The sequence below is a fragment of the Streptomyces sp. NBC_00122 genome, assembly GCF_045160845.1.
GTDB lineage: Bacteria > Actinomycetota > Actinomycetes > Streptomycetales > Streptomycetaceae > Streptomyces.
Genome location: NZ_CP108191.1, coordinates 1,447,965 through 1,472,584, shown reverse-complemented (window position 1 = coordinate 1,472,584; position 24,620 = coordinate 1,447,965). Strand labels below are relative to the sequence as shown.

The 24,620-nt window shown below is 73.3% G+C and carries 23 protein-coding genes and 1 riboswitch; of the genes, 11 read left to right on the top strand and 12 right to left on the bottom strand.

All coding sequences use genetic code 11. The annotated features are described in order from the left end of the window. Window positions 1–77: 77 nt before the first annotated feature. The 3 genes from OG737_RS06970 to thiO all read right to left on the bottom strand — a co-directional run bounded on the left by OG737_RS06970 (window position 78) and on the right by thiO (window position 2,271). Window positions 78–872, bottom strand: coding sequence for a thiazole synthase (locus tag OG737_RS06970; RefSeq protein WP_328925259.1), 795 nt, complete (start codon window positions 870–872; stop codon window positions 78–80). A 5-nt stretch (window positions 873–877) separates the two neighbouring features. After that, window positions 878–1,078: a sulfur carrier protein ThiS gene (gene thiS, locus OG737_RS06965; RefSeq protein WP_328925258.1), complete on the bottom strand. Its 201-nt coding sequence runs from the start codon at window positions 1,076–1,078 to the stop codon at window positions 878–880. Beyond that, entirely contained in the window at window positions 1,075–2,271 is a 1,197-nt protein-coding gene (gene thiO, locus OG737_RS06960; RefSeq protein ID WP_328925257.1) for a glycine oxidase ThiO, read from the bottom strand. The genes thiS and thiO overlap by 4 nt, the downstream gene beginning before the upstream one ends. Next, a riboswitch (TPP riboswitch) is annotated at window positions 2,269–2,381 on the bottom strand. It overlaps the preceding gene by 3 nt. Window positions 2,382–2,462: 81 nt before the next feature. On the opposite strand from thiO, the gene OG737_RS06955 reads away from it, so the two are divergent. The 5 genes from OG737_RS06955 (at window position 2,463) to OG737_RS06935 (ending at window position 6,767) form a co-directional block, all read left to right on the top strand. Then, a complete protein-coding gene (locus OG737_RS06955; RefSeq protein WP_328925256.1) occupies window positions 2,463–3,683 on the top strand; it encodes an FAD-dependent oxidoreductase in 1,221 nt (406 codons plus the stop codon). Window positions 3,684–3,750: 67 nt separating this feature from the next. Further along, the gene (locus OG737_RS06950; RefSeq protein WP_328925255.1) at window positions 3,751–4,116 is read left to right on the top strand and encodes an Rv2175c family DNA-binding protein; all 366 of its coding nucleotides are present in this window, start codon (window positions 3,751–3,753) and stop codon (window positions 4,114–4,116) included. Window positions 4,117–4,193: 77 nt separating this feature from the next. Then, on the top strand, window positions 4,194–4,829 hold the full coding sequence (thiE, locus tag OG737_RS06945) for a thiamine phosphate synthase (protein WP_328925254.1): 636 nt from the start codon (window positions 4,194–4,196) through the stop codon (window positions 4,827–4,829). A 102-nt stretch (window positions 4,830–4,931) separates the two neighbouring features. Next, window positions 4,932–5,846 (top strand): methylenetetrahydrofolate reductase [NAD(P)H], encoded by a 915-nt coding sequence (gene metF / locus OG737_RS06940; RefSeq protein WP_328925253.1) that lies wholly within the window; start codon window positions 4,932–4,934, stop codon window positions 5,844–5,846. Between the two features lie 51 nt (window positions 5,847–5,897). Continuing rightward, complete coding sequence (locus OG737_RS06935; RefSeq protein ID WP_405921296.1) at window positions 5,898–6,767, top strand: hypothetical protein; 870 nt, start codon at window positions 5,898–5,900, stop codon at window positions 6,765–6,767. A gap of 13 nt (window positions 6,768–6,780) precedes the next feature. On the opposite strand, the gene OG737_RS06930 is transcribed toward OG737_RS06935, so the two are convergent. The 5 genes from OG737_RS06930 to OG737_RS06910 all read right to left on the bottom strand — a co-directional run bounded on the left by OG737_RS06930 (window position 6,781) and on the right by OG737_RS06910 (window position 11,078). Next, window positions 6,781–8,232, bottom strand: a complete 1,452-nt coding sequence (locus OG737_RS06930; RefSeq protein ID WP_405921295.1) for a phytoene desaturase family protein — start codon at window positions 8,230–8,232, stop codon at window positions 6,781–6,783. A gap of 94 nt (window positions 8,233–8,326) precedes the next feature. Next, window positions 8,327–8,953 (bottom strand): DUF4126 domain-containing protein, encoded by a 627-nt coding sequence (locus OG737_RS06925; RefSeq protein ID WP_328925250.1) that lies wholly within the window; start codon window positions 8,951–8,953, stop codon window positions 8,327–8,329. Between the two features lie 115 nt (window positions 8,954–9,068). Further along, window positions 9,069–9,470 (bottom strand): DUF3040 domain-containing protein, encoded by a 402-nt coding sequence (locus OG737_RS06920; protein WP_328925249.1) that lies wholly within the window; start codon window positions 9,468–9,470, stop codon window positions 9,069–9,071. Between the two features lie 266 nt (window positions 9,471–9,736). Continuing rightward, window positions 9,737–10,495 (bottom strand): methyltransferase, encoded by a 759-nt coding sequence (locus OG737_RS06915; protein ID WP_328925248.1) that lies wholly within the window; start codon window positions 10,493–10,495, stop codon window positions 9,737–9,739. An 88-nt stretch (window positions 10,496–10,583) separates the two neighbouring features. Continuing rightward, entirely contained in the window at window positions 10,584–11,078 is a 495-nt protein-coding gene (locus OG737_RS06910) for an SAV_6107 family HEPN domain-containing protein (protein WP_328925247.1), read from the bottom strand. Window positions 11,079–11,249: 171 nt separating this feature from the next. Between OG737_RS06910 and OG737_RS06905 the strand changes: the two genes are divergently transcribed. The 3 genes from OG737_RS06905 to OG737_RS06895 are packed head-to-tail and all read left to right on the top strand — an operon-like array spanning window position 11,250 to window position 14,825. Beyond that, window positions 11,250–12,101 carry an ATP-binding cassette domain-containing protein gene (locus tag OG737_RS06905; RefSeq protein WP_405921294.1) on the top strand — a complete coding sequence of 284 codons (852 nt, stop codon included), beginning with the start codon at window positions 11,250–11,252 and terminating at the stop codon, window positions 12,099–12,101. Then, a complete protein-coding gene (locus OG737_RS06900) occupies window positions 12,073–14,166 on the top strand; it encodes a YhgE/Pip family protein (RefSeq protein ID WP_405921293.1) in 2,094 nt (697 codons plus the stop codon). The genes OG737_RS06905 and OG737_RS06900 overlap by 29 nt, the downstream gene beginning before the upstream one ends. Window positions 14,167–14,195: 29 nt before the next feature. Further along, window positions 14,196–14,825 (top strand): TetR/AcrR family transcriptional regulator, encoded by a 630-nt coding sequence (locus OG737_RS06895; protein ID WP_405921292.1) that lies wholly within the window; start codon window positions 14,196–14,198, stop codon window positions 14,823–14,825. Between the two features lie 333 nt (window positions 14,826–15,158). Here the strand turns inward: OG737_RS06895 and OG737_RS06890 are convergent, their stop codons facing one another. The 4 genes from OG737_RS06890 to OG737_RS06875 all read right to left on the bottom strand — a co-directional run bounded on the left by OG737_RS06890 (window position 15,159) and on the right by OG737_RS06875 (window position 20,621). Next, a complete protein-coding gene (locus OG737_RS06890; RefSeq protein WP_405921291.1) occupies window positions 15,159–17,576 on the bottom strand; it encodes a transglutaminaseTgpA domain-containing protein in 2,418 nt (805 codons plus the stop codon). After that, window positions 17,573–18,922 carry a DUF58 domain-containing protein gene (locus OG737_RS06885; RefSeq protein ID WP_328925242.1) on the bottom strand — a complete coding sequence of 450 codons (1,350 nt, stop codon included), beginning with the start codon at window positions 18,920–18,922 and terminating at the stop codon, window positions 17,573–17,575. Before OG737_RS06885 ends, OG737_RS06890 begins: the two co-directional genes overlap by 4 nt. Next, the gene (locus tag OG737_RS06880) at window positions 18,922–19,932 is read right to left on the bottom strand and encodes an AAA family ATPase (RefSeq protein WP_376682048.1); all 1,011 of its coding nucleotides are present in this window, start codon (window positions 19,930–19,932) and stop codon (window positions 18,922–18,924) included. The genes OG737_RS06885 and OG737_RS06880 overlap by 1 nt, the downstream gene beginning before the upstream one ends. A 137-nt stretch (window positions 19,933–20,069) precedes the next feature. After that, entirely contained in the window at window positions 20,070–20,621 is a 552-nt protein-coding gene (locus OG737_RS06875) for a carbonic anhydrase (protein ID WP_328925240.1), read from the bottom strand. 341 nt (window positions 20,622–20,962) lie between these two features. On the opposite strand from OG737_RS06875, the gene rsmH reads away from it, so the two are divergent. The 3 genes from rsmH to OG737_RS06860 all read left to right on the top strand — a co-directional run bounded on the left by rsmH (window position 20,963) and on the right by OG737_RS06860 (window position 24,594). Next, on the top strand, window positions 20,963–21,892 hold the full coding sequence (gene rsmH, locus OG737_RS06870) for a 16S rRNA (cytosine(1402)-N(4))-methyltransferase RsmH (protein ID WP_405922403.1): 930 nt from the start codon (window positions 20,963–20,965) through the stop codon (window positions 21,890–21,892). Then, on the top strand, window positions 21,889–22,413 hold the full coding sequence (locus OG737_RS06865; protein ID WP_405921290.1) for a hypothetical protein: 525 nt from the start codon (window positions 21,889–21,891) through the stop codon (window positions 22,411–22,413). The genes rsmH and OG737_RS06865 overlap by 4 nt, the downstream gene beginning before the upstream one ends. A gap of 159 nt (window positions 22,414–22,572) precedes the next feature. Next, complete coding sequence (locus OG737_RS06860) at window positions 22,573–24,594, top strand: penicillin-binding protein 2 (protein ID WP_328925238.1); 2,022 nt, start codon at window positions 22,573–22,575, stop codon at window positions 24,592–24,594. Window positions 24,595–24,620: the final 26 nt, after the last annotated feature.

Sequence of the window (24,620 nt, the reverse complement as noted above, 5' to 3'; positions counted from 1 at the left end):
CGGCGGGTGCGGCGCCCCGGACCGCGGGGTCCGGGGCGCCGCACGGGTCCGGAACGGAGACCCGATGGCGCCGCAGGTCAGAACGCCGGGCGTTCCGGGTCGAGGGCGGCGCGGCCCTCCGCGGGAGACGAGGCGTGCGCGAAGCGGCGCTGCGGGATGCGCCCCGCGCGGTGCGCGAGGCGGCCCGCCGACACGGCATCCCGCATGGCCGCAGCCATCAGCACCGGCTCCTGCGCCCGCGTCACCGCGGACGCGAGCATCACCGCCGCGCAGCCGAGCTCCATCGCCAGGGCGACATCGGACGCCGTACCCGCCCCCGCGTCCAGGATGACCGGGACGGACGCCCGTTCCGCGATCAGCTCGAAGTTGTGCGGATTGCGGATCCCCATCCCCGACCCGATCGGGGACCCGAGCGGCATGATCGCCGCGCAGCCCGCGTCCTCCAGCTTCCGCGCGAGCACCGGATCGTCGTTCGTGTACGGGAGGACCGTGAAGCCCTCGTCCACCAGGGTCTCGGCGGCGTCCAGCAGCTCGACGCCGTCGGGCAGGAGGGTCCGCTCGTCCGCGACCACCTCCAGTTTGATCCAGTCGGTGCCCAGCGCCTCCCGGGCGAGCCGGGCCGTCAGCACGGCCTCGCCCGCCGTGAAGCAGCCCGCAGTGTTCGGCAGGACCGCGATGTCCAGCTTCGCCAGCACGGACAGGACCGAGCCCTGGACCGTCGGGTCCAGGCGGCGCATGGCCACCGTGGTGAGTTCGGTGCCGGACGCGACCAGGGCCCGTTCCAGGACGTCCAGGCTCGGGGCGCCGCCCGTACCCATGATCAGGCGGGAGGAGAAACTGCGGCCGCCCAGTGTGAAGAGGTCTTCAGCCATGCCGGTCAGCCTCCCTGGACCGCGGTGAGGATCTCGACCCGGTCGCCCTCGCCCACCGGGGTGAGCGGCCACTGCCCGCGCGGGACCACGGTCTCGTTGAGCGCGGCGGCGACTCCGGCGGGGGCCGTGGTCAGGGTGGCGACCACCGCGTCGAGCGTGGTGCCGGCCGCGACCTCGCGCGGCTCGCCGTTGACGGAGATGGTCATGCGTGCGACTCCTGACGTGCGGCGGAGAACCGGCGGGGGGTGAAGGGGCGTGCGATCGGCGGCAGTTCGCCGGTGGTCAGCAGCTCCGCCATCACGTCGCCGGTGAGCGGGGTCAGCAGCACCCCGTTGCGGTAGTGCCCGGTGGCCAGGTGCAGGCCCGGGAGGTCGGTTGGGCCGAGCATCGGGGCGTTGTCGGGGGAGCCCGGCCGCAGCCCCGCGCGGGTCTCGACGAGCGGGAGTTCGGTGATGCCGGGCACCAGCTCGTGGGCGTCGCGCAGGAGTTCGTAGACCCCGCCCGCGGTGACCGTGGTGTCCCAGCCGAGTTCCTCGCTGGTGGCGCCGACGACGAGCTCGCCGTTCTCGCGCGGGACCAGGTAGACGTGGCTGCCGCGCACGACCGCCCGTACCGTCCGCGACAGGAACGGCGCGTAGGCGGCGGGCACCGCCAGGCGCAGCACCTGGCCCTTCACCGGCCGTACGGGGGCCGCCAGCTCCGGCGGTACACCCGCCAGCCGGCCGCTGAGCGAGCCCGCCGCCAGCACCACATGGTCCGCGCGCAGCTCCGTACCGTCGTCGAGCAGCGCCCCGGCCGCCCGGTCGGCGGTGACCAGCAGCCGCTCGGCCGTCGCCCGGTGGACGGCCACGCCGGCTCCCTCGCAGGCGGCCAGCAGGGCGGCCGCGAGCCGCCGCGGGTCGACCTGGTGATCACCGTCGACCCGCAGGCCGCCCCGGACGCCCGGAGCCAGCATCGGCTCCAGCCGGCGGCACTCGCGGCCGGTGAGCCACTCGGACTCCAGGCCGCACCGGCGCTGCAGGGCGTGCAGCTCCCGCAGGTGGAGGCGGTCGTCGGAGTCGAGGGCGACGGCGAGGGTGCCGCAGGCGCGGTAGCCGATGTCCAGGCCGCCGCTCGCGTCGGCGAGCTCGGCGGCGAACTCGGGATAGCGGGCGGCGGAGGCGAGACCCAGGCCCAGCAGGGCCTCCTCGCCGTAGTGCAGCTCGGTGACGGGCGCGAGCATCCCGGCCGCGACCTGGGCGGCGCCGCCGCCGGGGGCCGGGTCGGCCAGTACGGTGCGCAGGCCCTGCCGGGCCGCCCGCCAGGCGGTGACGAGTCCGATGATCCCGCCCCCGATGACGAGGACGTCGGACCCCGTCCGGGACGTCCGAGATGGTCGGGACGTTCGAGATGAGTGCATGGGCGTCCAGCCCCTCCCTTCGCCGGCATGACCCGGATCAGGTTCGTACGGTCGGAGGCCGGCCAGCCTCCCTCTCAGCCCGGTGCGTCCGGACTCCCGCGATAGGTACGGTGGCCAGACTAACCCCGGTGCGGACAGCCGGTAAGGCGGCATCTATTCCTGGCGGCCCGTCAGGTGATTAGGGTGGCCGGGTGAGTGAGCAGACGGAGCAGAACCCGAGCGGCGTCGTGATCGTGGGCGCCGGAATGGCCGGCGTGCAGACCGCGGTCGCCCTGCGCGAGCAGGGCTTCACCGGCACCGTGACCCTGCTGGGCGCCGAGCCCCACCAGCCCTACGACCGGCCTCCGCTGTCCAAGGCGGTGCTGCTCGGCAAGGCCGAGGACTCCGCCTTCGACGTGGACTTCGAGGGGCTCGGCATCGAGCTCAGGCTCGGCACGGAGGTCACCGGGCTGCGGGCCGCCGAGCGCGAGCTGGACACCGAGGCGGGACCGGTCCCGTACGGCGTCCTCGTGCTGGCCACAGGCGCGCAGCCGCTGACCCTGCCCGGGACGGAGGGGGTCCCCGGCGTGCACCTGCTGCGCACGCTGGACGACGCGGCACGGCTGCGCCCGGTCCTGGCCGAGGCGCCCCGGGCGGTGGTCGTCGGCGCGGGCTGGATCGGCGCGGAGTTCGCCACCGCGGCCCGGGAGGCGGGCTGCGAGGTGACCGTGGTCGAGGCGGCGGACCGGGTCCTGGCGGGGGCGCTGCCGTCGGAGGTCGCCGCCCCGATGGCCCGCTGGTACGAGGAGGCCGGCGCCGGGCTGATCACCGGCGCGAAGGTCGCCGGGATCGAGGAGGGCCGGGTACTGCTCGCGGACGGGAGCACCCTGCCCGCCGGCGCGGTCGTGGTGGGCATCGGCGCCCGCCCCGCCACCGGATGGCTGGCCGGGAGCGGGGTGGTCCTCGGCCCCGACGGCTCGGTCACCGCCGACGCGTACCTGCGTACCTCCCTGCCCGGGGTGTACGCGGTCGGCGACTGCGCGTCCTTCCCGTCGGCCCGCTACGGGACGCGGCTGCTCGTGCACCACTGGGACAACGCGCTCCAGGGCCCGCGGACGGTCGCCGCGAACATCCTGGCCGGGGAACCCGCCCAGGTCTACGACCCGGTGCCCTACTTCTGGTCGGAGCAGTTCGGGCGCTTCGTCCAGTACGCCGGCCACCACGGCGGGGCCGACACCCTGCTCTGGCGCGGCGACCCGGCCGACCCCACGTGGTCGGTGTGCTGGCTGCGCGACGGCGTCCTGGTCGCGGTCCTGGCCGTGGGCCGCCCCCGCGACCTGGCGCAGGGCCGCAGGCTCATCGAGACGGGGGCCGCGGTGGACCCGGCCAAGGTCCGCGATCCGGCGGTTCCCCTGAAGTCGACCCCCGTGTAGCCGGGGCCGGACCACGGACGGGCCGCTCCGGTACCGGGTGTCAGCCCGAGATGGCAGGCTTGTACCCGTGACCGAGATTGACGCAAAGATCGATGCCCTTGTCCCCTCGTGGCTGTACCTCCCCGACATCGCGGAGATGCTCGACATCGAGGTGACCCGGGTCCGCCAGATGGTCAAGGAAGGGCAGCTGATCGCCGTACGCCGGGGCGAGAACCGCGCCCTGCAGGTGCCGGCCCCCTTCATCGACGGCGACAAGGTCGTCAAGGGCCTGGTCGGCCTGCTGACCGTGCTGCGCGACGACCGCTTCACCGAGGAGGAGATCCTTGAGTGGCTCTTCACCGAGGATCCGACCCTGCCCGGCACCCCCGTGCAGGCGCTGAGCGAGAATCGCGGCACGGAGGTGAAGCGCCGCGCTCAGGCGCTCGCCCTCTGACCTGATCCGCATCCGCTCCACCGCGGTGTACGGGCCCCGCGGGGTCCGTACACCGCCTCCATCCGGGGGATACACCCATGCAGCTTTCCGACGCCCGGCTCTACCTCTGCACGGACGCCCGGAAGCGCCAGGGTGACCTCGCCGAGTTCCTGGACGCCGTGCTGTCCGGCGGCGTGGACATCGTCCAGCTCCGCGACAAGGGCATGGAGGCCGGGGAGGAACTCGAACACCTGCAGGTCTTCGCCGAGGCCGCACGGCGCCACGGCAAGCTCCTCGCCGTGAACGACCGCGCCGACGTCGCGCACGCCATCGGCTCCGACGTCCTGCACCTCGGCCAGGGCGACATCCCCGTTCCCGCGGCCCGCGCCATCCTCGGCGACCAGGTGCTCATCGGCCGCTCCTGCCACGCCGAGGCCGAGGTCGACGCGGCCGTCGCCGAGCCCGGCGTGGACTACTTCTGCACCGGCCCCTGCTGGCCCACCCCCACCAAGCCCGGCCGCTTCGCCCCCGGCCTCGGACTCGTCCGGTACGCGGCCTCCCTGGAGCAGGACCGGCCGTGGTTCGCCATCGGCGGCATCGACAGCGCGAATCTGGACGAGGTGCTGGACGCCGGTGCCACCCGCGTCGTGGTCGTCCGCGCCCTCACCGAGGCCGCCGACCCGGGTGCGGCCGCCGCCGACCTCGCCAAGCGCGTCCGGGCCCGCCTCGGCTAGAAGGACCAGAGCCCCCGGGCCGGGCCTGTCGCTCTGTCCAAAAACGTGTCCAAAAGGCGGACAGTGCTTCGGTGTCCGGCGGGCCCCGTCTAACCTGCCCGTATGGCCTCTGGTACAGCTTCCACCTGGTCGGATCGTGCGCACACGGTCCGCGACCTCCTCGCGTCCGGGAGCTCGTACTCCTTCGAGTTCTGGGCCCCGAAGACCGAGAAGGGCGAACGCAACCTCTGGAACGCGCTGCGCCGGGTGGAAGCCGTGTCCCCGAGCTTCGTCTCCGTGACCTACGGAGCCGGCGGTTCGACCCGTGGCGGCACCGTCCGGGCCACCGAGCAGATCGCCTCGGACACCACGCTGACCCCCGTCGCCCACCTCACCGCCGTGGACCACTCGGTGGCCGAGCTGCGCAACGTCATCGGGCAGTTCGCCGACGCGGGCATCCGGAACATGCTCGTCGTGCGCGGAGACCCGCCGGGCGACCCGATGGGCGAGTGGGTGCCGCACCCCGAAGGCGTGCACTACGCCGCCGACCTGGTCCGGCTGGTCAAGGAGTCCGGCGACTTCTGCGTCGGAGTCGCGGCCTTCCCGGAGATGCACCCGCGTTCGTCGGAATGGGACACGGACATCCGGCACTTCGTGGACAAGTGCCGCGCGGGCGCCGACTATGCGATCACCCAGATGTTCTTCCACCCGGAGAATTATCTGCGGCTGCGCGACAGCGTCGAGAAGGCGGGCTGCGAGACCCCGATCATCCCCGAGGTCATGCCTGTTGTGGGCATCAAGCAGCTCGACCGACTGCCCCAACTCAGCAACGCGGTCTTCCCCGAGGCTGTGAAAGAGCGCATGCTCGCCGTCAAGGACGACCCGGCCGCTGTACGCTCCATTGGCATCGAGTTCGCCACGGAGTTCTGCGCGCTGCTGCTGTCCGAGGGTGTCCCAGGGCTGCACTTCATCACGCTGAACAATTCCACGGCGACCCTCGAGATCTACGAGAATCTGGGCCTGCACCAGCGGGCCTGACCGGCTGGCCCCCGTCTCCCACGCGGTCGGCCGTACCGAGAAGGGCCACGCATGGGTATGACGGTCCTCTACATCGCGTTCGGCTTCGTCGCGCTGTGGCTGCTTGCCGAGGTCCTGATGCAGAACAAGGCCCGGCTCCGCTGGCGCCTGCTCGCCTTCGCCGGCTTCCTCGGCGTGGTCGCCGGGGTGGTCCTGCCGTCGGTTCTGGTCATCGGCGCCGGCGCGGCCGCGTTCGCCCTGGGCCAGACCCTGGTGACGCTCTCCTTCCGCAAGGGCTTCGTGGCCGGCTGGGCGCTGCGCCGCGGCGGGGAACCCGTACGGCAGTCGCGGCGCCGCCGGTCCGGCGGTCCGCGTCCGGAACCGGCGCTCGATGTCACCGCGCTGGAGTACGAGGACGCCGACGGGGCCCCGAAGGTGCGGCAGTTCCCGACCGAGGCCGAGGCCGACGAGGTCTACAGCCCGCAGCCGATGCCCGAGGACACCGGTTCCTACGGCATACAGAGCTTCGCGCCCGCCCCCGACGCGGGCCAGAACGCGGGCTTCGCCTCGCCGTACACCACGGCCGAGCAGGACGCCCACCAGTACGCGGCGTACTACGACCAGCAGAACCAGGGCGGCGGCGGGTACGACTACTCCGCCGGCTATCCGACGGGCGATCAGCAGCAGGTCTACGCCGCCTACTCGGACCCGTACATCGGCACCGGCGGCGGTGTCGGACCGCCGCCCGCCTACGACTACTCGGCCTACCCCCAGTACCCCGACTACGGGCAGCAGCAGTACGCCATGGACACCCCGCCCGGCGGGGTCTGGGTCCCGCAGCAGCGGGACGTGGCCCAGCCGTATCCGGCGGAGGAGCAGGGCGGGCAGCCGCAGCAGTACCCGTACCCCCAGCAGGGCGAGTACGAGCAGTACCGCTACTGAGCGGGCGGGCGGGTCAGCGGGAGCCGCGGAACTCGGCGCCCTCCACGATCAGCCCGGCCACCAGGGCCCCGGTCATCCCGGCGTGCGCCAGCCCGCCGCCCGGGTGCGCCCAGCCGCCCGCCAGGTAGAGTCCCGGCACGGCCGTGGTGTTGGCGGGGTACAGCAGCCGGCCCCCGGCCCCCGCGAGCGCGGGCGGGGGCACCGCGCCGCCCACCGCGCCGGTCGCCCCCTCGACGTCGGCCGGGGTGCGCGCCTCGTGCCACAAAAGCCGCTCCCGCAGCCCCGGTACGGCCTTCCCGGCGAGCTCCAGCAGCTCCTCGGGCTCCTGGGGCCCCGGGCTCCCGGGCCCGCGGACGGCGCTGACCGTGACGGCCTCGTGGTCCGCGTCGGGGCGGGTGGTGGGGTCGTCGGGGCGCAGGACGGTGACGGCCAGGCCGGGGGAGTGCACCAGGGTGCGGTGGACCGGGGGTCCCTGCGGACGGAGTCCGGGAGAGTCCGCGGGGCGGGCGCCGCGCAGCGCGAGGAAGAGCGTGAGCCGGCTGGGCAGGCCCTCGCCGCGGGCGGGAACCGCCTCCGGCGGCCACGGCAGGGAGGCGGCCGGCAGCAGCCGCGGGTCGATCCCGCAGACGACGGAGTCGGCGGCCACTTCGGTGCCGTCGGCCAGCAGCAGACCGGCGGCGCGGCCCTGCGGTGCGAGGACCTCCCGGACCTCCGCCCCGAAGACGAACTCCACCTTCCGTTCCCGGCAGCGCTCGTAGACGGCGGTGGCCAGCGCCCGCATCCCGCCGCGTACGTACCAGCTGCCGAAGGTCTGCTCCATGTACGGCAGCACGGCGGCCGATCCGGGGGCCCGGGCGGGGTCGATCCCGTACGCGCCCACCAGGCCGGTCAGCAGCTCGCCGAGGCCGCCGCCCAGCTCCCGGTCGGCCACCTCGGCGAGGGTCGGCGGGCGGCGGCGCAGCAGGCCGCTGCGGCGCAGGGCGGGGTACGGGTCGGCGGACAGCGCCTGCCGGTCCGCGCGCAGCGGCTCCTCCAGCAGCGGGCGGCGGGTGGTGTCCCAGGCGTCCCGGGCGCGGCCCAGCACGGCGTTCCAGCGCTCGCCCGCGCCCTGGCCGAAGGCCTGGTCGAGGGCGGCGGCGACACCGCCGTGCGAGGCGCCGGGGAGGGTGACGTCGACGTCGTGGCGGGGGAGGACGTGCCGGACGGCCGGGTCGGCCTGGACCATGTCGACGCAGGCCTCCAGGGGCCGCTTGCCGGTCTTCACGAAGAGGTCGCGGTAGACGGCGGGCAGGTGCAGCAGGCCCGGCCCGGTGTCGAAGGCGAAGCCGTCGCGCTCGTACCGGCCGACCGCGCCGCCGTACGTCGCCGCGCGCTCGTACACCGTCACCTGGTGCCCTGCCACGGCCAGCCGGGCCGCCGTCGCCATCGCGCCCATGCCGGCGCCGATCACCGCAATTCGTGCCATGCGGGTGAGCCTATCGAGGCCGTGGGCGGCGGTCGGCGGGGCGGTCGGGCCAGGTGGCGGGGCGGGTGGCCGGGCGGGGTGGCGGGGCGGGCGGTCAGCGGGGTGGCGCTCCGGTGGCCTCGCGGGCCTCGGTGGCCAGCCGCTTCTCCTCGCGGCGCTGGGCGCGGCGGCGCAGGAAGCGGCGGATCCGGGTCCAGAGGAAGATCAGTATGGCCAGCCCGGCGGCCAGCAGGAGGGCTGCGATGACCGCCGCGGCCACGGGGTTGAACATCGCGAACGTTATGAGCGCGGCCACTCCGAGGTCCTCGGCCATGCTCATCGCGACGTTGCTGAGCGGCTCGGGCGAGGTGTTGATCGCCATCCGGGTGCCGGCCTTGACGAAATGGCTGGCCAGCGCCGTGGAGCCGCCGATCACGCCGGCGGTGATGTCGGACAGCGAACCGCTCTGGCCGGCCAGCAGCGCGCCGACCACGCCACCGGCCACCGGGCGGATCACGGTGTGGACGGAATCCCACACCGAGTCCACGTACGGGATCTTGTCGGCGACCGCCTCGCAGAGGAACAGCACCGCCGCGACGATCAGCACGTCGGTACGTTGCAGCGACGCGGGGACCTCGTCGGACAGGCCGGTCGCGCCGAAGATGCCGAGCAGGAGGACCACGGCGTAGGCGTTGATCCCACTGGCCCAGCCGCTGGTGAAGACCAGGGGGAGCACACTCACCCGATCATGATGCCGCAGAAAGGGTGATCGGATGGTCGGAACGCACGACAGAACGCACAGCAGTGAGGGGACGACCGCACACGGCGGCCGTCCCCTCACTCACGATGTCGTGGGGCTACTGCCCCTGTTCGTCACGGCGGCGCTGCCACCGTTCCTCGATGCGGGTCATCATCGACCGACGCTGCCGGTTCCGGCCACGGGCCGAACCGCCTGCACTTCCGGAGACGGGCTGTTCGCCAGGCTTGGGTGCCTTGCGCCAACCGGTGACCACGAGGACCGTACAGCCCAGCATGACGAGAAAACCCACCACGCTGATCCACAGTACGTTCGGCACGATCACACCGGTCATGAGGAGCGCGATACCCACCAGAATGCCTACGACTGCCTGGTAGACCCGTCGCCGGGTGTACGTGCGCAGTCCGCTGCCCTCAAGCGCTGTCGCGAACTTGGGATCTTCGGCGTACAGCGCTCGCTCCATCTGCTCGAGCATTCGCTGCTCGTGCTCCGAGAGCGGCACGGGAGTCCTCCTCATCCGTCGGTCGCGGGGGGTAGCGACCAGGGGTCCCCTTCAGGATAGGCGGGGAATCGCCCCCGTGATACCCGCCCTCTATACCGGGCTGTGAATAAGGCCCACAGCCCGAAAACCCGTACCGCCGCGGGGGCGGTTATTGAGGCGTTCATTCCCCAACGGCCCGTCCACCATGCCGGTCACTGACCCGATCATACGGGGCCGACTGCTGGTTCGGAGGGTGTGTGGAAACTCCGTGCGCGGAAGATCGCAGATCAGGACTGCTTCTCACCCAGCACGTGCAGCTGTGTGGCCACGGCGTGGAAGGCGGGCAGCTCCGCGGCGGCCTCCTCCAGACGCAGCAGCGCCTCCACCGCGCCCGGCTCGGTGTCCACCAGGACCCCTGGAACGAGGTCGGCGAAGATCCGCACGCCGTGGACGGCGCCGACCGCGAGCCCGGCCCCGCCGACCAGCTCGGAGAGCTGCTCGGCGGTGAAGCGGCGCGGCACCGGGTCGCCGGATCCCCAGCGGCCGGCCGGGTCGGTGAGGGCGGTACGGGCCTCCGTGAAGTGCCCGGCCAGGGCCCGTGCGAGCACGGCCCCGCCGAGGCCGGCGGCCAGCAGGCTGAGCGTGCCGCCGGGGCGCAGGGCCGCCACCGCGTTGGCCACGCCCTCCGCCGGGTCGTCCACGTACTCCAGCACGCCGTGGCAGAGCACCGCGTCGTACGCGTCCCGCTCGACGACTTCCAACAGGCCCTGGGCGTCGCCCTGTACGCCGCGCACCAGGTCGGCGACGCCGGCCTCGGCCACCCGGCGCTCCAGCCCGAACAGCGCGTTCGGGCTGGGGTCGACGACGGTGACCCGGTGGCCCAGGCGGGCCACCGGCACGGCGAACTTGCCGGTGCCGCCACCGGTGTCCAGCACGTCCAGCACATCCCGCCCGGTCGCCTTCACCCGGCGGTCGAGCGCCTCCTTGAGGACCTCCCACACCACGGCGGTGCGAAGGGAGGCGCGGGGGCGGGAAGTGTCCGACACGGCTGATGGCTCCTCGGCGCGGTTTGGGAAGGCGGAGCGGTCAGTGCCCCACCCCGCCCCACCCTATTGCCTCCCGCCGCGGGGCAGCTCATCCCGCGTCCGGACGCTCCGGACGCGGGATCGGCACGGCCTGCGGCAGCGTCTGCTGCGGCGGCTGGATCGCGAGCATCCGCTCCACCAGGCGCAGGAACATCGCGACGGCGCGCACCAGATCGTCCGCGTCCCGGACGGTCGCCGCATCGGCTATGCCCGCCTCGGCCCGGGCCCGGCGGGCGGCGCCGGAGGCGAAGAGCGCGCTCCACTCGGTCAGCTCCGGCGCTATCTCCGGCAGCACCTCCCACGCGCTGCGGATCCGCGGCCGCCGCCGCGGGTGGACCGGCTCGGGCCGCCCTCGCGCGGCGAGCACGGCCGCGGCGGTGCGCAGCGCGGCGAGGTGGGCGGTGGCGTACCGCTCGTTGGGCCGGGTCAGCCGGGCGGCCTCGGCCAGGCCGGTGTGGGCCTTGGCGAGCAGGTCGAGGGCGGCCGGGGGAGCTGCTGATCGCCGCAGGACGGGGTGGACAGGGGACGGGGACGGTGTGGCCATGACGAACCTCCTGTCGATGCGTTCCCACCATCGTGACGGGCGCCACTGACAATTGCTCTGACCTGCGGCTTTTCGGTCGTTCCCGGGACAACTGCCCCCGACTGGGCACCCGGTGGGCAGGAAGGTGGTAGTTTTTGAACTGACTGGTCAGTTCAAAAGAAGGGGGACGGCGTGGACAGCCCGCACGGCGCGGCCGTCAAAGCCGAGGACTTCGGACTCAAGGGCCCGCGCGGCTGGGCCTTCCGGGGAGTCGGCATCGACGCGGCGCCCGGCTCGCTCATCGCGGTCGAAGGCCCCTCCGGCACCGGCCGGACCTGTCTGCTCCTGGCCCTCACCGGACGCATGAAGCCCACCGCGGGCCACGCCGAGGTCGGCGGCCACCGGCTGCCGAAGCACATGACGGCCGTCCGCCGGGTAGCCGCCCTCGGACCGGTCGCCGGGGTCACCGACCTCGACCAGGCCCTCACCGTCGCCGAACAGCTGCGCGAGGGCGCCCTGCTCCACCGCCACTACGACGGCCCGGTCCGCGCCCTGCTGCGTTCCCCGGCCGAGCGCCGGGCCGATGCCCGGGCCCGGATCGAGGCAGCCCTGGACACCGCCGGGCTGGACCTCACCACGCTGCCCAAGGGGCCGCGCACCTCCGTACGGGACCTGGAACGCCTGGAGTCCGTACGGCTGTCCGTGGCCATCGCGCTGCTGGGCTCGCCGCGGCTGCTGGCCCTGGACGACCTCGACCTGAAGCTCTCCGACACCGAGCGCACGGAGGCCTGGGCGCTGCTGCGCTCGATCGCCGCCGCCGGGACCACCGTCCTCGCGGTGTGCAGCGAGGCCCCCGACGACGCCGTCGTCGTGCGGACCGGCCCGCAGGAACCGGCCGCGCCGGACGCAGGCGCGGACCCGGCCGCGGACGCAGCCCCGGCCGCCGACGCGGACACCGAGAACGACGCCGAGAACGACACCGAGAACGAGACCGAAGAAACGAAGGGGGCGGACGATGCGCTCGCCGAAGCTGGCCGCGCTTGAGCTGAAGCGGTTCGGGCGGGGGAAGCTGCCCCGGGCCGCTCTCGTGGCGCTCCTCCTGCTGCCGCTGCTCTACGGAGCCCTGTACCTCTGGTCCTTCTGGGACCCGTACAGCCGCCTCGACAAGGTGCCCGTCGCCCTCGTCAACGCCGACAAGGGCACGAGCGTGGGCGGCGAGCGCCTCGACGCGGGCGGCGCGATCACCAAGAAGCTCCACGACAGCAAGACCTTCGACTGGCGCGAGGTCAGCGCCGAGGAGGCCGCGAAGGGACTGGAGAACGGGACGTACTACCTGTCCCTCACCATGCCCGCCGACTTCAGCGAGAAGATCGCCTCCAGCTCCGGCGAGGACCCCACCACCGGGGCCCTCCAGGTGCGCACCAACGACGCGAACAACTACATCGTCGGCTCGATCTCGCGCACCGTCTTCTCCGAGGTCCGCTCGGCGGCGTCCACCAACGCTTCGCGCGGATTCCTCGACAAGATCTTCGTCAGCTTCTCCGACCTGCACGACAAGACCGCCGAGGCCGCCGACGGCGCCGACAAGCTCAAGGACGGCGCGGGCAAGGCCCAGCAGGGCGCCAAGGAACTCGCCGACGGCCTCGACACGGCCGAGGAGAAGACCGGCGAGCTCAACAGCGGCCTGAAGAAGCTCAACTCGGGCGCGTCCAAGCTGGAAACCGGCTCCAAGGACGTCGCGGCCGGTACCCAGCGGCTCGCCGACAAGGTCAACGGCGCCGCCGACAAGGCCCGCCCGTTCGTCCAGGACCCCAAGAACCTGGCGGACACCGCCGAGCTGGTCGCCGACACCGCAAAGGTGGTCAAGAACCACCTCGACACCTTCGCCGACAAGGCCCCGGCCGCCGCCTCCGCCGCCAAGAAGGCCTCGACCGGCGCGGACGCGTACTACACCAAGCACTGCGTCACCCCGGGCAAGGAACCGCACCTGGCCTCCTGCCCCGACCTGAAGAAGGTCAAGGACGACGCCGCCGAGGCCGCCGAACTCACCGGCGACGTCAACACCCTCGTCAAGAACGCGAACGGCGACGTCGCCAAGCTCCGCACCCAGCTGACCGACCTGGAGAACAAGGCCCGCAAGCTCGTCGACAGGGCCCCCGGCCTCGCCTCCGACCTCGACGCGGCCGTCGCCCAGGTCAACGCCCTCAACGCCGGCGCCCACCAGGTCGCCACCGGCATGGCCCAGCTGCACACCGGCCTCGGCACCGCCACCGACGGCTCCGGCGCCATCAACGAAGGCGTCGGCAAGCTCGGCGACGGCGCCCACAGCCTCGACGGCGGCATGTACATGCTGGTCGACGGCAACCGCGACCTCGCCGACGGCCTCCACAAGGGCGCCGGCCAGATCCCCGACTACGACCAGCAGCAGCGCGATGCCCGTACCGAGGTCATGGCCGACCCGGTCCGGCTCGCCAACCAGTCCCTGCACAAGGCGCCCAACTACGGCACCGGCTTCGCCCCCTACTTCATCCCGCTCTCCCTCTGGGTCGGCGCGATGGTCGCCTACATGCTCATCGCCCCGCTCAACAAGCGGGCTCTGGCCGCGGGCGCCTCGCCCTGGCGGATCGCCCTCGCGGGCTGGCTGCCCGTGGCGGGGATCGGCGCCGCGCAGGTCGGCCTGCTCATGTCCGTGCTCCACTGGGCCCCGGGCCTCGGCCTGCAGATGGCCCACCCGGCCCGCACCATCGGCTTCCTGCTGCTGGTCACCGGCTGCTTCGCGGCGATCGTCCAGTGGCTCAACGCCAAGTTCGGCGCCGCCGGGCGGATCCTGGTCCTCGCCGTCCTGATGCTCCAGCTCACCTCGGCGGGCGGCACGTACCCCGTGCAGACCAGCCCCGGCTTCTTCAACGCCATCCACCCGTACCTGCCGATGTCGTACGTCGTCGAGAGCCTGCGCCACCTCATCACGGGCGGCGACCTGACCTCCGTCTGGCAGGGCTGCGCGGTCCTGGTGGCCTTCACTGCGGGCGCCCTCGCCCTCACCGCGCTGGCCGCCCGCGGCAAGCAGGTGTGGACGATGGACCGGCTCCACCCGGAACTGAGTCTGTAAGGACCCGTTGACCTGTGAGAATCAGCGCCATGGAACACAAGCCCGGGACGGGCACCAGCGGCGGCCGCCGCCAGGCCACCCGCCAGAAGCTCTACGAGGCGGCCGTGACCCTCATCGCCGAGCAGGGGTTCTCCGCGACCACGGTCGAGGAGATCGCCGAGCGCGCGGGCGTCGCGAAGGGCACCGTCTACTACAACTTCGCCAGCAAGAACGAGCTCTTCGAGGAGCTGCTGCGGCACGGGGTCGGGCTGCTGACCGCCTCGCTGCGGACGGCGGCGGAGGAGACCGAGGCGCGGGACGGCAGTCGCGTGGAGGCGCTCGACGCGATGATCCGGGCCGGTCTCGTCTTCATCGACCGGTACCCGGCCTTCACCCAGCTCTACGTCGCCGAGCTGTGGCGGACCAACCGGGCGTGGCAGTCCACGCTGATGGTCGTCCGGCAGGAGGCGGTGGCCGTGGTCGAGACGGTGCTGCGGGAGGGCGTCGAGCGCGGGGAGCTGAGCGCGGAGATCGACGTGCCGCTGACCGCCGCCGCGATGGTCGGCATGGTGCTGGTGGCGGCCCTGGACTGGCAGTCCTTCCAGAGCGAGCGGTCCCTCGACGACGTGCACTCGGCGCTGTCGCTGCTGCTGCGGGGCCGGGTCAGCGGAAACCGCTGAAGCCGGGCGGCTGACCCCCCAGTCGGCGGTGCCGCCGGGGCGGCGCAGCCCGTACAACTGGTGGGGCCCGCCGCGGCGACTGAGTACCCGTACCTAGGCACGGAGATGAGTACGCGCACGGATGGGCTCCCACCTGCGCGGACGCCAGACTGGGAGCAACGGACAGGAGACCCGGTCCGCACCGCCGGCACGGGGCTGCGGAGCGGACCGGGTACCTCCTTCCGTGACGCGGTACGCGGACGCGGCGGGGCTCGGGGGGATCGAGCCTCGCCGCGTTCACGCGTCCGCGGGTGCCGGACCCCGGCCGTGCGCCCGGGGCGGGGCTCTGCCCCGTCAGCCCCGGCCGCGGAGCGGCAGGCGCAGCCGCAGTGCGGCCAGGCGGGCGGAGACCGACGAGGTCAGGGCCGACCAGCGGCGGATCAGGGCCCAGGAGAGCCGGGCCGCCGAGCGCGGCAGGAGCAGCGACCGCAGTCGGGCGGGCCGGCCGACGCCGGCCAGCAGGCCCGCACGGGCCAGCAGGACGTCGTCCGCGAGCCCCGGGTACGAGACCTCCGTGCCCGGCGGCGCGTACAGGGCCCGTTCCAGCGCACCCGCGACCCGATGGACCGCGCCCGCGGCCTCCGGCTCCAGACGGCCGAGCTCCACGACGCGGCCCGCCGCCCGGCGCGGCGACAGGGCCTCGTCAGGGACCACGCCCACGTCCCACGCGGCGTCGCCCAACTCCCGCCAGGCCGCCGGTACCTCGCCGGTTCCCAGCCGCCGGGCCCGCAGCCGGCTCCGCCACAGCAGGGGCAGCAGCGGCAGGCCGAGCAGCGCCGCCACGCCCGCCGTCCAGCCCAGTACGGCCGTCGCCGACGGCCCGCCGCCACCGGACGCGGCCGGCTTCGGCGCGGCCGCACCGCACTCGCCGAGCTTCTTCGCCTCCGGCGGGCAGTCGTCCGACTTCGACGGCGCGGCGGACGGTGCCACCGCACTCGTCGAGGGCAGCGGCGTCGGCGCGGACGGCTGGGCCGCCGGCACCTGCGGCCGGGAGTAGTCCGGCACCGTGATGCCCGACCGGGGCGTCGGCTCGAACCGCGTCCACCCCACACCCTCGAAGTACAGCTCCGGCCAGGCGTGTGCGTCCCGCATGGACACGTTGACGCTGCCGTCCGACTGCGCCTCACCCGGGGTGAAGCCCACCGCCACCCGCGCCGGGATGCCCAGCGACCGGGACATGGCAGCCATCGAGAACGCGAAGTGGATGCAGAAGCCCTCCTTGTCGGCCAGGAAGCGGGCGACCGCCTGCGGACCCGTGCCCGAGGCCGTCCTCGTGTTGTAGCGGAATCCGCCGTTCACGGCGAAGAAGTCCTGGAGCTTCACCGCCCGCGTGTAGTCGTCCTTCGCCCCCTGCGTCACCGAGCGGGCCGTGTCGGCGACCACCGGCGGCAGGTTGTCCGGCAGCTTCGTGTACTCGGCCTTGATGACCGAGTCCGGCTCCGGGGCCTTCTGCAGCTGCTGCGCCGTCGGCTTGAGCAGCAGGCTGCGCACCGTGTACATCGCGCCCTGGACGTTCTGGAACCTGTCCTTGCCCAGCTGGTCCCCGACCAGGGTCCGGCCGACCGGCTCGAACCGCCACTTCCCGCCGATGTCCACCGAGGTCGCCGGGTACGGCATGGGCAGGTAGCGCTGGGTGTAGCTGTCCGCCGCCGAGATGCTGGTCCGCACCTCGGTCGCGGACTTCAGGACCGGGCCGCCGAGGCCGGGCGGATCCGGCATCCGCTCCGGAACATCGATCAGGGTCCGCCCGGAGGCCTCCCACTTGACCCCGTTGAACTCGTCCAGGGCCAGGATCCGCAGGTACTGGTCGCCCTGCTGCGGGCTGTCCGTCCGGTACTTCAGCACCACCCGGTTGTCCGGCGCGTTCAGGCTGCTCTGCAGGGAGACCAGCGGGTTCACCGCCGAGATCGTCCCGCCCGCCCCGCTGCCGGCCCCGTCGCCGTCGCCCGCCGCGCCCAGCATCCCGCCGCCGAGCGCGGGCAGCGCCGCCGGCACCACCAGCGCCAGGCCCAGGGCCACCGCGCCGATCCGCCGGCCGGTCCGTACCGGGGCCGTCACCTGGCCGCCCGCACCGGCGCCCAGGCCGGAGGCGGCCGTGGTCCGGTCGCGCGCGCCGCCGCCGAAGACCCGGCCCCACTGGGCGAGCCGGTCACGGCCCTCGGCCAGCAGCAGCATCAGGTACCCGCAGCCCGCCAGCAGGAAGGAGATCCAGGAGGCGTTCCCGCCGCCCGACAGGCCCGCGGCCACCGAGTACAGCGCGAGCAGCGGCAGCCCCGCCGCGGCGGCCGTCCGTACGGTCACCGCCAGCAGGTCCACCAGCAGCCCGACCAGCAGCACCCCGGTCACCAGCAGCAGCCGGATGCCGTCCGTCAGCGGGGCCGGTATCGCGAACGTGCTCACGTCCCGCACGCCCTGCCGGAACAGCGCGCCGAAGTCCGTCACCAGGTAGGCCATCGGCCCGGTCCCGGTGGACCCGCCCTTGCCGCCGAAGAGGATCGCGAGCAGCAGCAGGGACACCAGGAGCTGCGCGGCCACGGTCAGTGACCGTGCCAGCGGCACCCTCCGGGCCCCGGCACCCACGGTGCACTGCACGCCCAGCAGCAGCGCCGCCTGGAGCAGCCAGCCCGCGGTTTCGACCAGCGGAACCAGCGACCAGGAGGTGAGCAGCGTCGCCAGCGCCGCGAACAGCGTCACTCTCGCCCGCCCGCTCATGCCCGGCCTCCGGAGGTTCCCGTGGTGAACGCGGTGGTCCCGGCGTGCCGCCACAGCTCGGCGAAGGCCACCCCGGGCGGGGCGGCCAGCGCGGTCCAGCCCGCGTCGCGGAGTCTGCGCAGCCGCTCCTCCACAGGAGGCACGGCCTGCCCCGGCGCGGGCTGCCCGCCCCAGGTCGCGCAGTCCAGTACGAAGGCCACCGCACCCGAGGCGCGCTGGCGCATCCTGGCCGCCAGCTCCGTCTGTACGTCGTCCAGGTCGCCGAAGAAGGCGATGAGGAGCCCCTCCCCGCCGGATCCGCTGAAGCCGCCGCCGCGCACCGCGTCGTAGGCCCGGGAGAGCCCGGCGCCGTCCGAGTGCCCGACCACCGCGAGGGTGTCCATCATCAGCCCGGCGGCCTCCGCGGACTCGTCCCTGCCGGAGGAGAAGCCGCCGCCCTCACCGGGCACCGAGTCGCCGGTGTCCGTGAGCAGCCGGACCGAGAAGCCCTGCTCCAGGAGGTGCACCAGGGCCGACGCGGCCCCGGAGACGGCCCATTCGAAGGCGGAGTCGGGACCGGCGCCGTCGAAGGCGATCTGGCGGGTGTCCAGCAGGACGGTGGCGCGGCTGCGCTGCGGCTGCTCCTCGCGGCGGACCATCAGCTCGCCGTAGCGGGCCGTGGAGCGCCAGTGGACGCGGCGCAGGTCGTCGCCGCGCCGGTAGGTGCGCGGGATGACGTCGTCGTCGCCGGCCAGGGCCAGCGAGCGGCGGCTGCCGTCGCCGTAGCCGGAGGATTCGCCCGTCAGGCGCACCGGCGGCAGCGGCTCGGTGCGCGGGATGACGGTGAGGGTGTCGTAGGTGCTGAAGGAGCGGGTCAGCTCGACCAGCCCGAAGGGGTCGGTCAGCCGCAGCTGGAGCGGGCCCAGCGGGTAGCGGCCGCGGAGGTCGGAGCGGACCCGGTAGGACACCTCGCGGCGCCCACCGGGCTCGACCCGGTCCAGCACGAACCGGGGGCGCGGGCCGAGGACGTACGGCACGCGGTCCTGGAGCATCAGGAGGCCGGTGGGCAGCCGGGAGGTGTTGTCCATGCGCAGCTGCACCCGTGCCTCGGCGCCCGCGGGGACCCGCCCCGGGGTGAGCCGACGGCTGCCGGAGACCCGGTGGCGGGTGCGGTGCAGGGCGTAGACGCAGATCAGCGGCAGTACGGCGAGCAGCAGGCCGACCCTGAGGAGCTCACCTTGGCCCAGGACGTACGCGCATGCCGCGGCGGCGACCCCGGCGGCCAGGAAGGACCGGCCGCGGGTCGTCAGACCGGACAGCGACGTGCGCAGCCCGCCGCCGGCGCCGCGCGGGGCACCGGCGCTCATCAGAAGCCCCGGATGCCGGCGCCGGGCGGCATCTCGCCGCGGGCGTGCGCCGCCGGGACGGGGGTGCGCTGCAGGATCTCGCCGACGACCTGCTCGGCGGTGCGCCGGTTCAGCTGGGCCTGGGCGGTGGGCAGCAGACGGTGCGCGAGGACCGGTCCGGCCAGCGCCTGGACGTCGTCGGGCAGGACGTAGTCCCGGCCGGCCAGAGCGGCGGAGGCCTTCACGGCGCGCAGCAGGTGCAGGGTGGCCCGGGGCGAGGCGCCGAGGCGCAGGTCCGGGTGGCTGCGGGTGGCGGACACCAGGTCGACGACGTAACGCTTGACGGGCTCGGCCACGTACACCTCGCGGACGGCCTCTATGAGCTTGACGATCTCGTGGGCGTGCGCGACGGCCGTGAGGTCGTCGAGCGGGGAGAGCCCGCCGTGCACGTCGAGCATCTGGAGCTCGGCCTCGGGGCCGGGGTAGCCGACGGAGACCCGGGCCATGAAGCGGTCCCGCTGGGCCTCGGGCAGCGGGTAGGTGCCCTCCATCTCCACGGGGTTCTGGGTGGCGACGACCATGAAGGGGCTCGGCAGCGTGTACGTCGTGCCGTCGATGGTGACCTGGCGCTCCTCCATCGACTCCAGCAGCGCGGACTGGGTCTTCGGCGAGGCGCGGTTGATCTCGTCGCCGATGACGATCTGCGCGAAGATCGCGCCCGGCTTGAACTCGAACTCGCGGCGCTGCTGGTCGTAGATGCTGACGCCGGTGATGTCGGAGGGCAGCAGGTCCGGAGTGAACTGGATGCGCTGGACCGAGCAGTCGATCGACTTGGCGAGCGTCTTGGCGAGCATGGTCTTGCCGACGCCGGGGACGTCCTCGATCAGCAGGTGCCCCTCGGCGAGCAGCACGGTCAGCGCGAGGCGTACGACCTCGGGCTTGCCCTCGATCACGCTCTCGACCGACTGGCGCACCCGCTCCGCCGTGCTGGTCAGATCCGCGAGGCTCGCTCGGTCGTCATACGTCGTCACCTGGTTCTCCTCGGCCCAATTCCGGGGCCGACGCCCTTGGCGCATGACCGGCCCACCCCGAAAACACGGACACCGCGTCCGGAGGTTCCCGGGGGGTGTCTCCCCGCATTGTTGACGGCGTTACGGCCTTGTGTCACTCAAGAGCTGGGATCGATCTCCCGCAGGAGACCGGTGTGCACATCGAAGACGAAGCCTCGCACATCGTCCCGGTGGGGCAGGAAGGGGTTCGTCCGGACCCGCTGCATGGACTGGCGGACGTCCTGGTCCACGTCGCGGAAGGCCTCCACGGCCCAGGCGGGACGCTGGCCGACCTCGTCCTCCAGCTCGTGCCGGAAGTCCTCGGTCAGGCTTTCGAGGCCGCAGCCCGTGTGGTGGATGAGTATCACCGCGCGGGTGCCCAGCGCCCGCTGGCTGATGGTGAGCGACCGGATGGTGTCGTCGGTGACCACGCCGCCCGCGTTGCGGATGGTGTGACAGTCACCGAGCTCCAGGCCGAGGGCGGCGTGCAGGTCGAGACGGGCGTCCATGCAGGCCACGACGGCCACCTGGAGGACGGGGTGGGCGTCCATTCCGGGATCGGTGAATTCCGCGGCGTACCGCCGGTTCGCCTCGACCAGCCGGTCAGTGACGGAACGGACGCCGGAAGCCTGGGGCGCGGAGTCGGCAGGCAGGGATGCGGAAGTCTTCATGCATACGACGTTAATGGTCACAGCTTGTGCGGGCATTGAGTGAGGAGGGACAAAGAAGGTCAACCAGCCTTGTTGTGAGCTAACCCACAGGGGTGAGGCGGGGGCGGCCGTCCGGGTGATTCAGGGCTTTTGCCGGTTCACGGGGAGAGACGGGCACGGCGCGCGAGGCGGTTCGTTGACCGCGGCGACCGTTGCACTAAAGTGACGCGAACCGGCCGGAGCCCGGCCCTGACCGGCCGCCCGGCCCCTTGGTAACACTCCGCGTGCGCGGCGCGGCGTATGCCTGCCGCGCCGTTATCTGAGAGGGCGCTTTGACTAGCGAGTCCCGACATGTCCCGGTGATGCTCCAGCGGTGCCTGGACCTGTTGGCCCCAGCGCTGGAGAGGCCCGGGGCCGTCGTCGTCGACTGCACCCTCGGCCTCGGCGGCCACAGCGAGGCCCTGCTGACCCGGTTCCCCGAGGTCCACCTCATCGGCCTCGACCGCGACAAGGCGGCCCTGCGGCTCTCCGGCGAGCGCCTCGCGCCCTTCGGCGACCGGGCCACCCTCGTCCACGCGATCTACGCCGACCTCGCCGAGGTCCTCGACGGACTGCGGATCCCGGCCGTCCAGGGCATCCTCTTCGACCTGGGCGTCTCCTCCATGCAGCTGGACGAGGCCGACCGCGGGTTCGCGTACGCGCAGGACGCGCCGCTGGACATGCGCATGGACCAGACGACGGGGATCAGCGCCGCCGAGGTGCTCAACACCTACGCGCCGGGCGAGCTCGTCCGGATCCTGCGCCAGTACGGCGAGGAGAAGCAGGCCAAGCGCATCGTGTCCGCGATCGTCCGGGAGCGGGAGAAGGAACCCTTCACCAACAGCTCCCGGCTGGTCGAACTGATCCGCGACTCCCTGCCGCAGGCCGCCAAGCGGACCGGCGGCAACCCCGCCAAGCGGACCTTCCAGGCACTGCGCATCGAGGTCAACGGCGAGCTGTCGGGGCTGGAGAGGGCCATTCCGGCGGCCGTGGACCGGATCGCGGTCGGCGGCCGGATCGCGGTGCTCTCGTACCACTCGCTGGAGGACCGCCTCGTGAAGCAGGTCTTCGCGGCGGGCGCGGCCTCCACTGCCCCGCCCGGGCTGCCGGTGGTCCCGGAGAAGTACCAGCCGAAGCTGAAGCTGCTGACGCGCGGCGCTGAGCTGCCCACCGAGGAGGAGATCGCCGAGAACCGGCGGGCCGCCCCGGCGAGGTTCCGCGGGGTCGAACGCATCCGGGAGGCGCGGCTGTGACCAAGGCCGGGAAGGTCGCCACGCTGACCCGCGGGCAGGCGGCCCGCCTCGGCCGGGCACTCGGCGGCCGCCCCGTGCGCCCGGCCCGGCCCGCCCGGCCGGGGTCCGGCGGGCAGGCGGCGCGGATGCCGTTCGTCCTGCTGGTCGTGGCACTGCTCGCGGGCGGCCTGATCAGCCTGCTGCTGCTGAACTCGGCCCTGAACGAGGGCTCCTTCCAGCTCAGCAAGCTGAAGAAGGAGACCACCGCCCTCACGGACGAGGAGCAGGCGCTGCAGCGCGACGTGGACGGCTACTCGGCACCCGACGCGCTGCAGCGGCGGGCGCAGGAGCTGGGCCTGGTCCCGGGCGGCAGCCCGGTCTTCATCGGCCCGGACGGCAAGGTCGCCGGCTCCGCGGCGGCGGCCGAACAGCCTGCTCCGGCGAGCCCGCCGCCCTCGGCCGCTCCTTCGGCCGCGGCGGCCCCCGGGGGCGCCCCCCAGCCCCAGCCTCCGCAGCAGCCCAACCCCAACCCAGGCAGGTGACGTCGTGACGCCGATGGCCGCGGTGCCGTTGCGCAGCCCTGCGGGGCCTTCCCCCACCCCGCCCTTCCCCCTCCCCCGGACTCCGTCCGGGAGGGACCCCCACCCGGGACCCGCCCGGACCCGGCCTTCGAACGCGGTGCGGCCGACGGCGGCGGGCACATGAGCCCGCAGGAGCCGCCGCGGCGGCGCGTGCCCGGGCCGGGGCGGCCCCGCGGCGGAGCCACGGCCCGCCCGGCGGCCTCGCGCCCGGCGACCCGGCGGCCCGCGACGCCCAGACGGCCCCACACCATCCGGCTCGGCAGCCCCCGCCCCCGGCTGCGCCTCGTCGGCGTCGGCCTGACCCTCGTCATGCTCGCCTTCGTCGTGCGCCTGCTCCAGGTCCAGGCCGTCGACGCCTCCGCCTTCTCCGCCGAGGCCTCCAAGAACCGCTACACCAGCGTCAAGCTGGCCGCCGAGCGCGGGGAGATCACCGACCGCAAGGGCGTGGCCCTGGCCACCAGCGTCGACGCGTACGACATCACCGCCGACCCGAAGATGTTCACCCCGCAGGACAGCAAGGCCCCGGACGCCCCCGAGCAGGCCGCGGCCCTCCTCGCGCCCATCCTCGGCAAGGACGCCAAGGAGCTCACCGGGCGGCTGAAGACCAAGAACACCCGGTACGTCGTCCTCGCCCAGCGCCAGACCCCCCAGGTCTGGAACCAGATCAAGGACCTCAAGCGGGTCTTCGCGGAGAAGGCGGCGGCCGACAAGAAGAACAACGGCCCCGGTGCCAACGTCCTCGCCGGCGTGTTCAACGAGGACAGCAGCAAGCGCGTGTACCCGGGCGGCGACCTGGCCGCCGGGATACTGGGCTACGTCAACGCCGAGGGCAAGGGCGCCGGCGGTCTGGAGTCCTCCCTCGACAAGAAGTTGTCCGGCAAGGACGGCGAGGTCACCTACGCCCAGTCCGGCGGCCGCCGGGTCCCCACCGCCGGGTCCAGCGAGAAGCCCGCCGTGCCCGGCGAGGACATCGAGCTGACCATCGACCGCGACATCCAGTGGGCGGCGCAGAGCGCCATCACCGAGCAGGTCCAGAAGTCCGAGGCCGACCGCGGCTACGTCATCGTCCAGGACACCCGCACCGGCGAGGTGCTGGCGATGGCCAACGCCCCCGGCTTCGACCCCAACGACCTGACCCGGGCCCGCTCCGCCGCCATGGGCAACGCCGCACTCCAGGACGTGTACGAGCCCGGCTCCACCGCCAAGGTGATGTCGATGGCCGCCGTACTGGAGGAGAAGAAGGCCACCCCGGAAACCCACGTCGAGGTCCCCAACCGGCTGCACCGGGGCGACCGGCTGTTCAAGGACGACATCGACCACCCGACCTGGTACCTGACCCTCAACGGGGTCCTCGCCAAGTCCTCCAACATCGGCACCATCCTGGCCACCGGCCAGCTCGGTGCCACCCAGCCCGAGGCCAACAGGGTCCTGCACTCCTACCTGACCAAGTTCGGCATCGGCCGGCCCACCGGCCTGAACTACCCGGGCGAGTCCCGCGGCATCCTCGCGAAGCCCGAAGCCTGGTCCACCTCCCAGCAGTACACGATTCCTTTCGGCCAGGGCCTGTCCCTCAACGCCATGCAGGCGGCGTCCGTGTACTCGACCATCGCCAACGGCGGGGTCCGCATCGAGCCCACCCTCGTCCGCGGCACCAAGGGCCCCGACGGCCGCTTCACCCCGGCCCCGGCACCCGAACGCAGCCGCGTGGTCAGCCAGGAGACCGCCAGGTCCCTCGCCGAGATGCTGGAGTCCGTGGTCGACGACCAGGAGGGCACCGGCACCAAGGCCCGCATCCCCGGCTACCGCGTCGGCGGCAAGACCGGTACCTCCAACCGGGTGGATCCGGCCACCGGCCGCTACAAGGGCTACACGGCCTCCTTCGCCGGGTTCGCGCCCGCCGACAACCCGCGCGTCACCGTCTACTGCGCCATCCAGAACCCCACGAAGGGCAGCTACTTCGGCGGCCAGATCTGCGGCCCGATCTACAAGAAGGTCATGGAGTTCGCCCTGAAGACCCTCCAGATCGCCCCTACCGGGACCGCCCCCGCCGGGCTCCCCGTCACCTACGAATCCGGCCCGCAGGCCGCCCAGCCGGCCGACCCGCAGCCGAGCACGCAGCCCAGTCCGCAGCCCGGTCAGTGACCCACAGCCCGGCCGGCCCGCCAGAA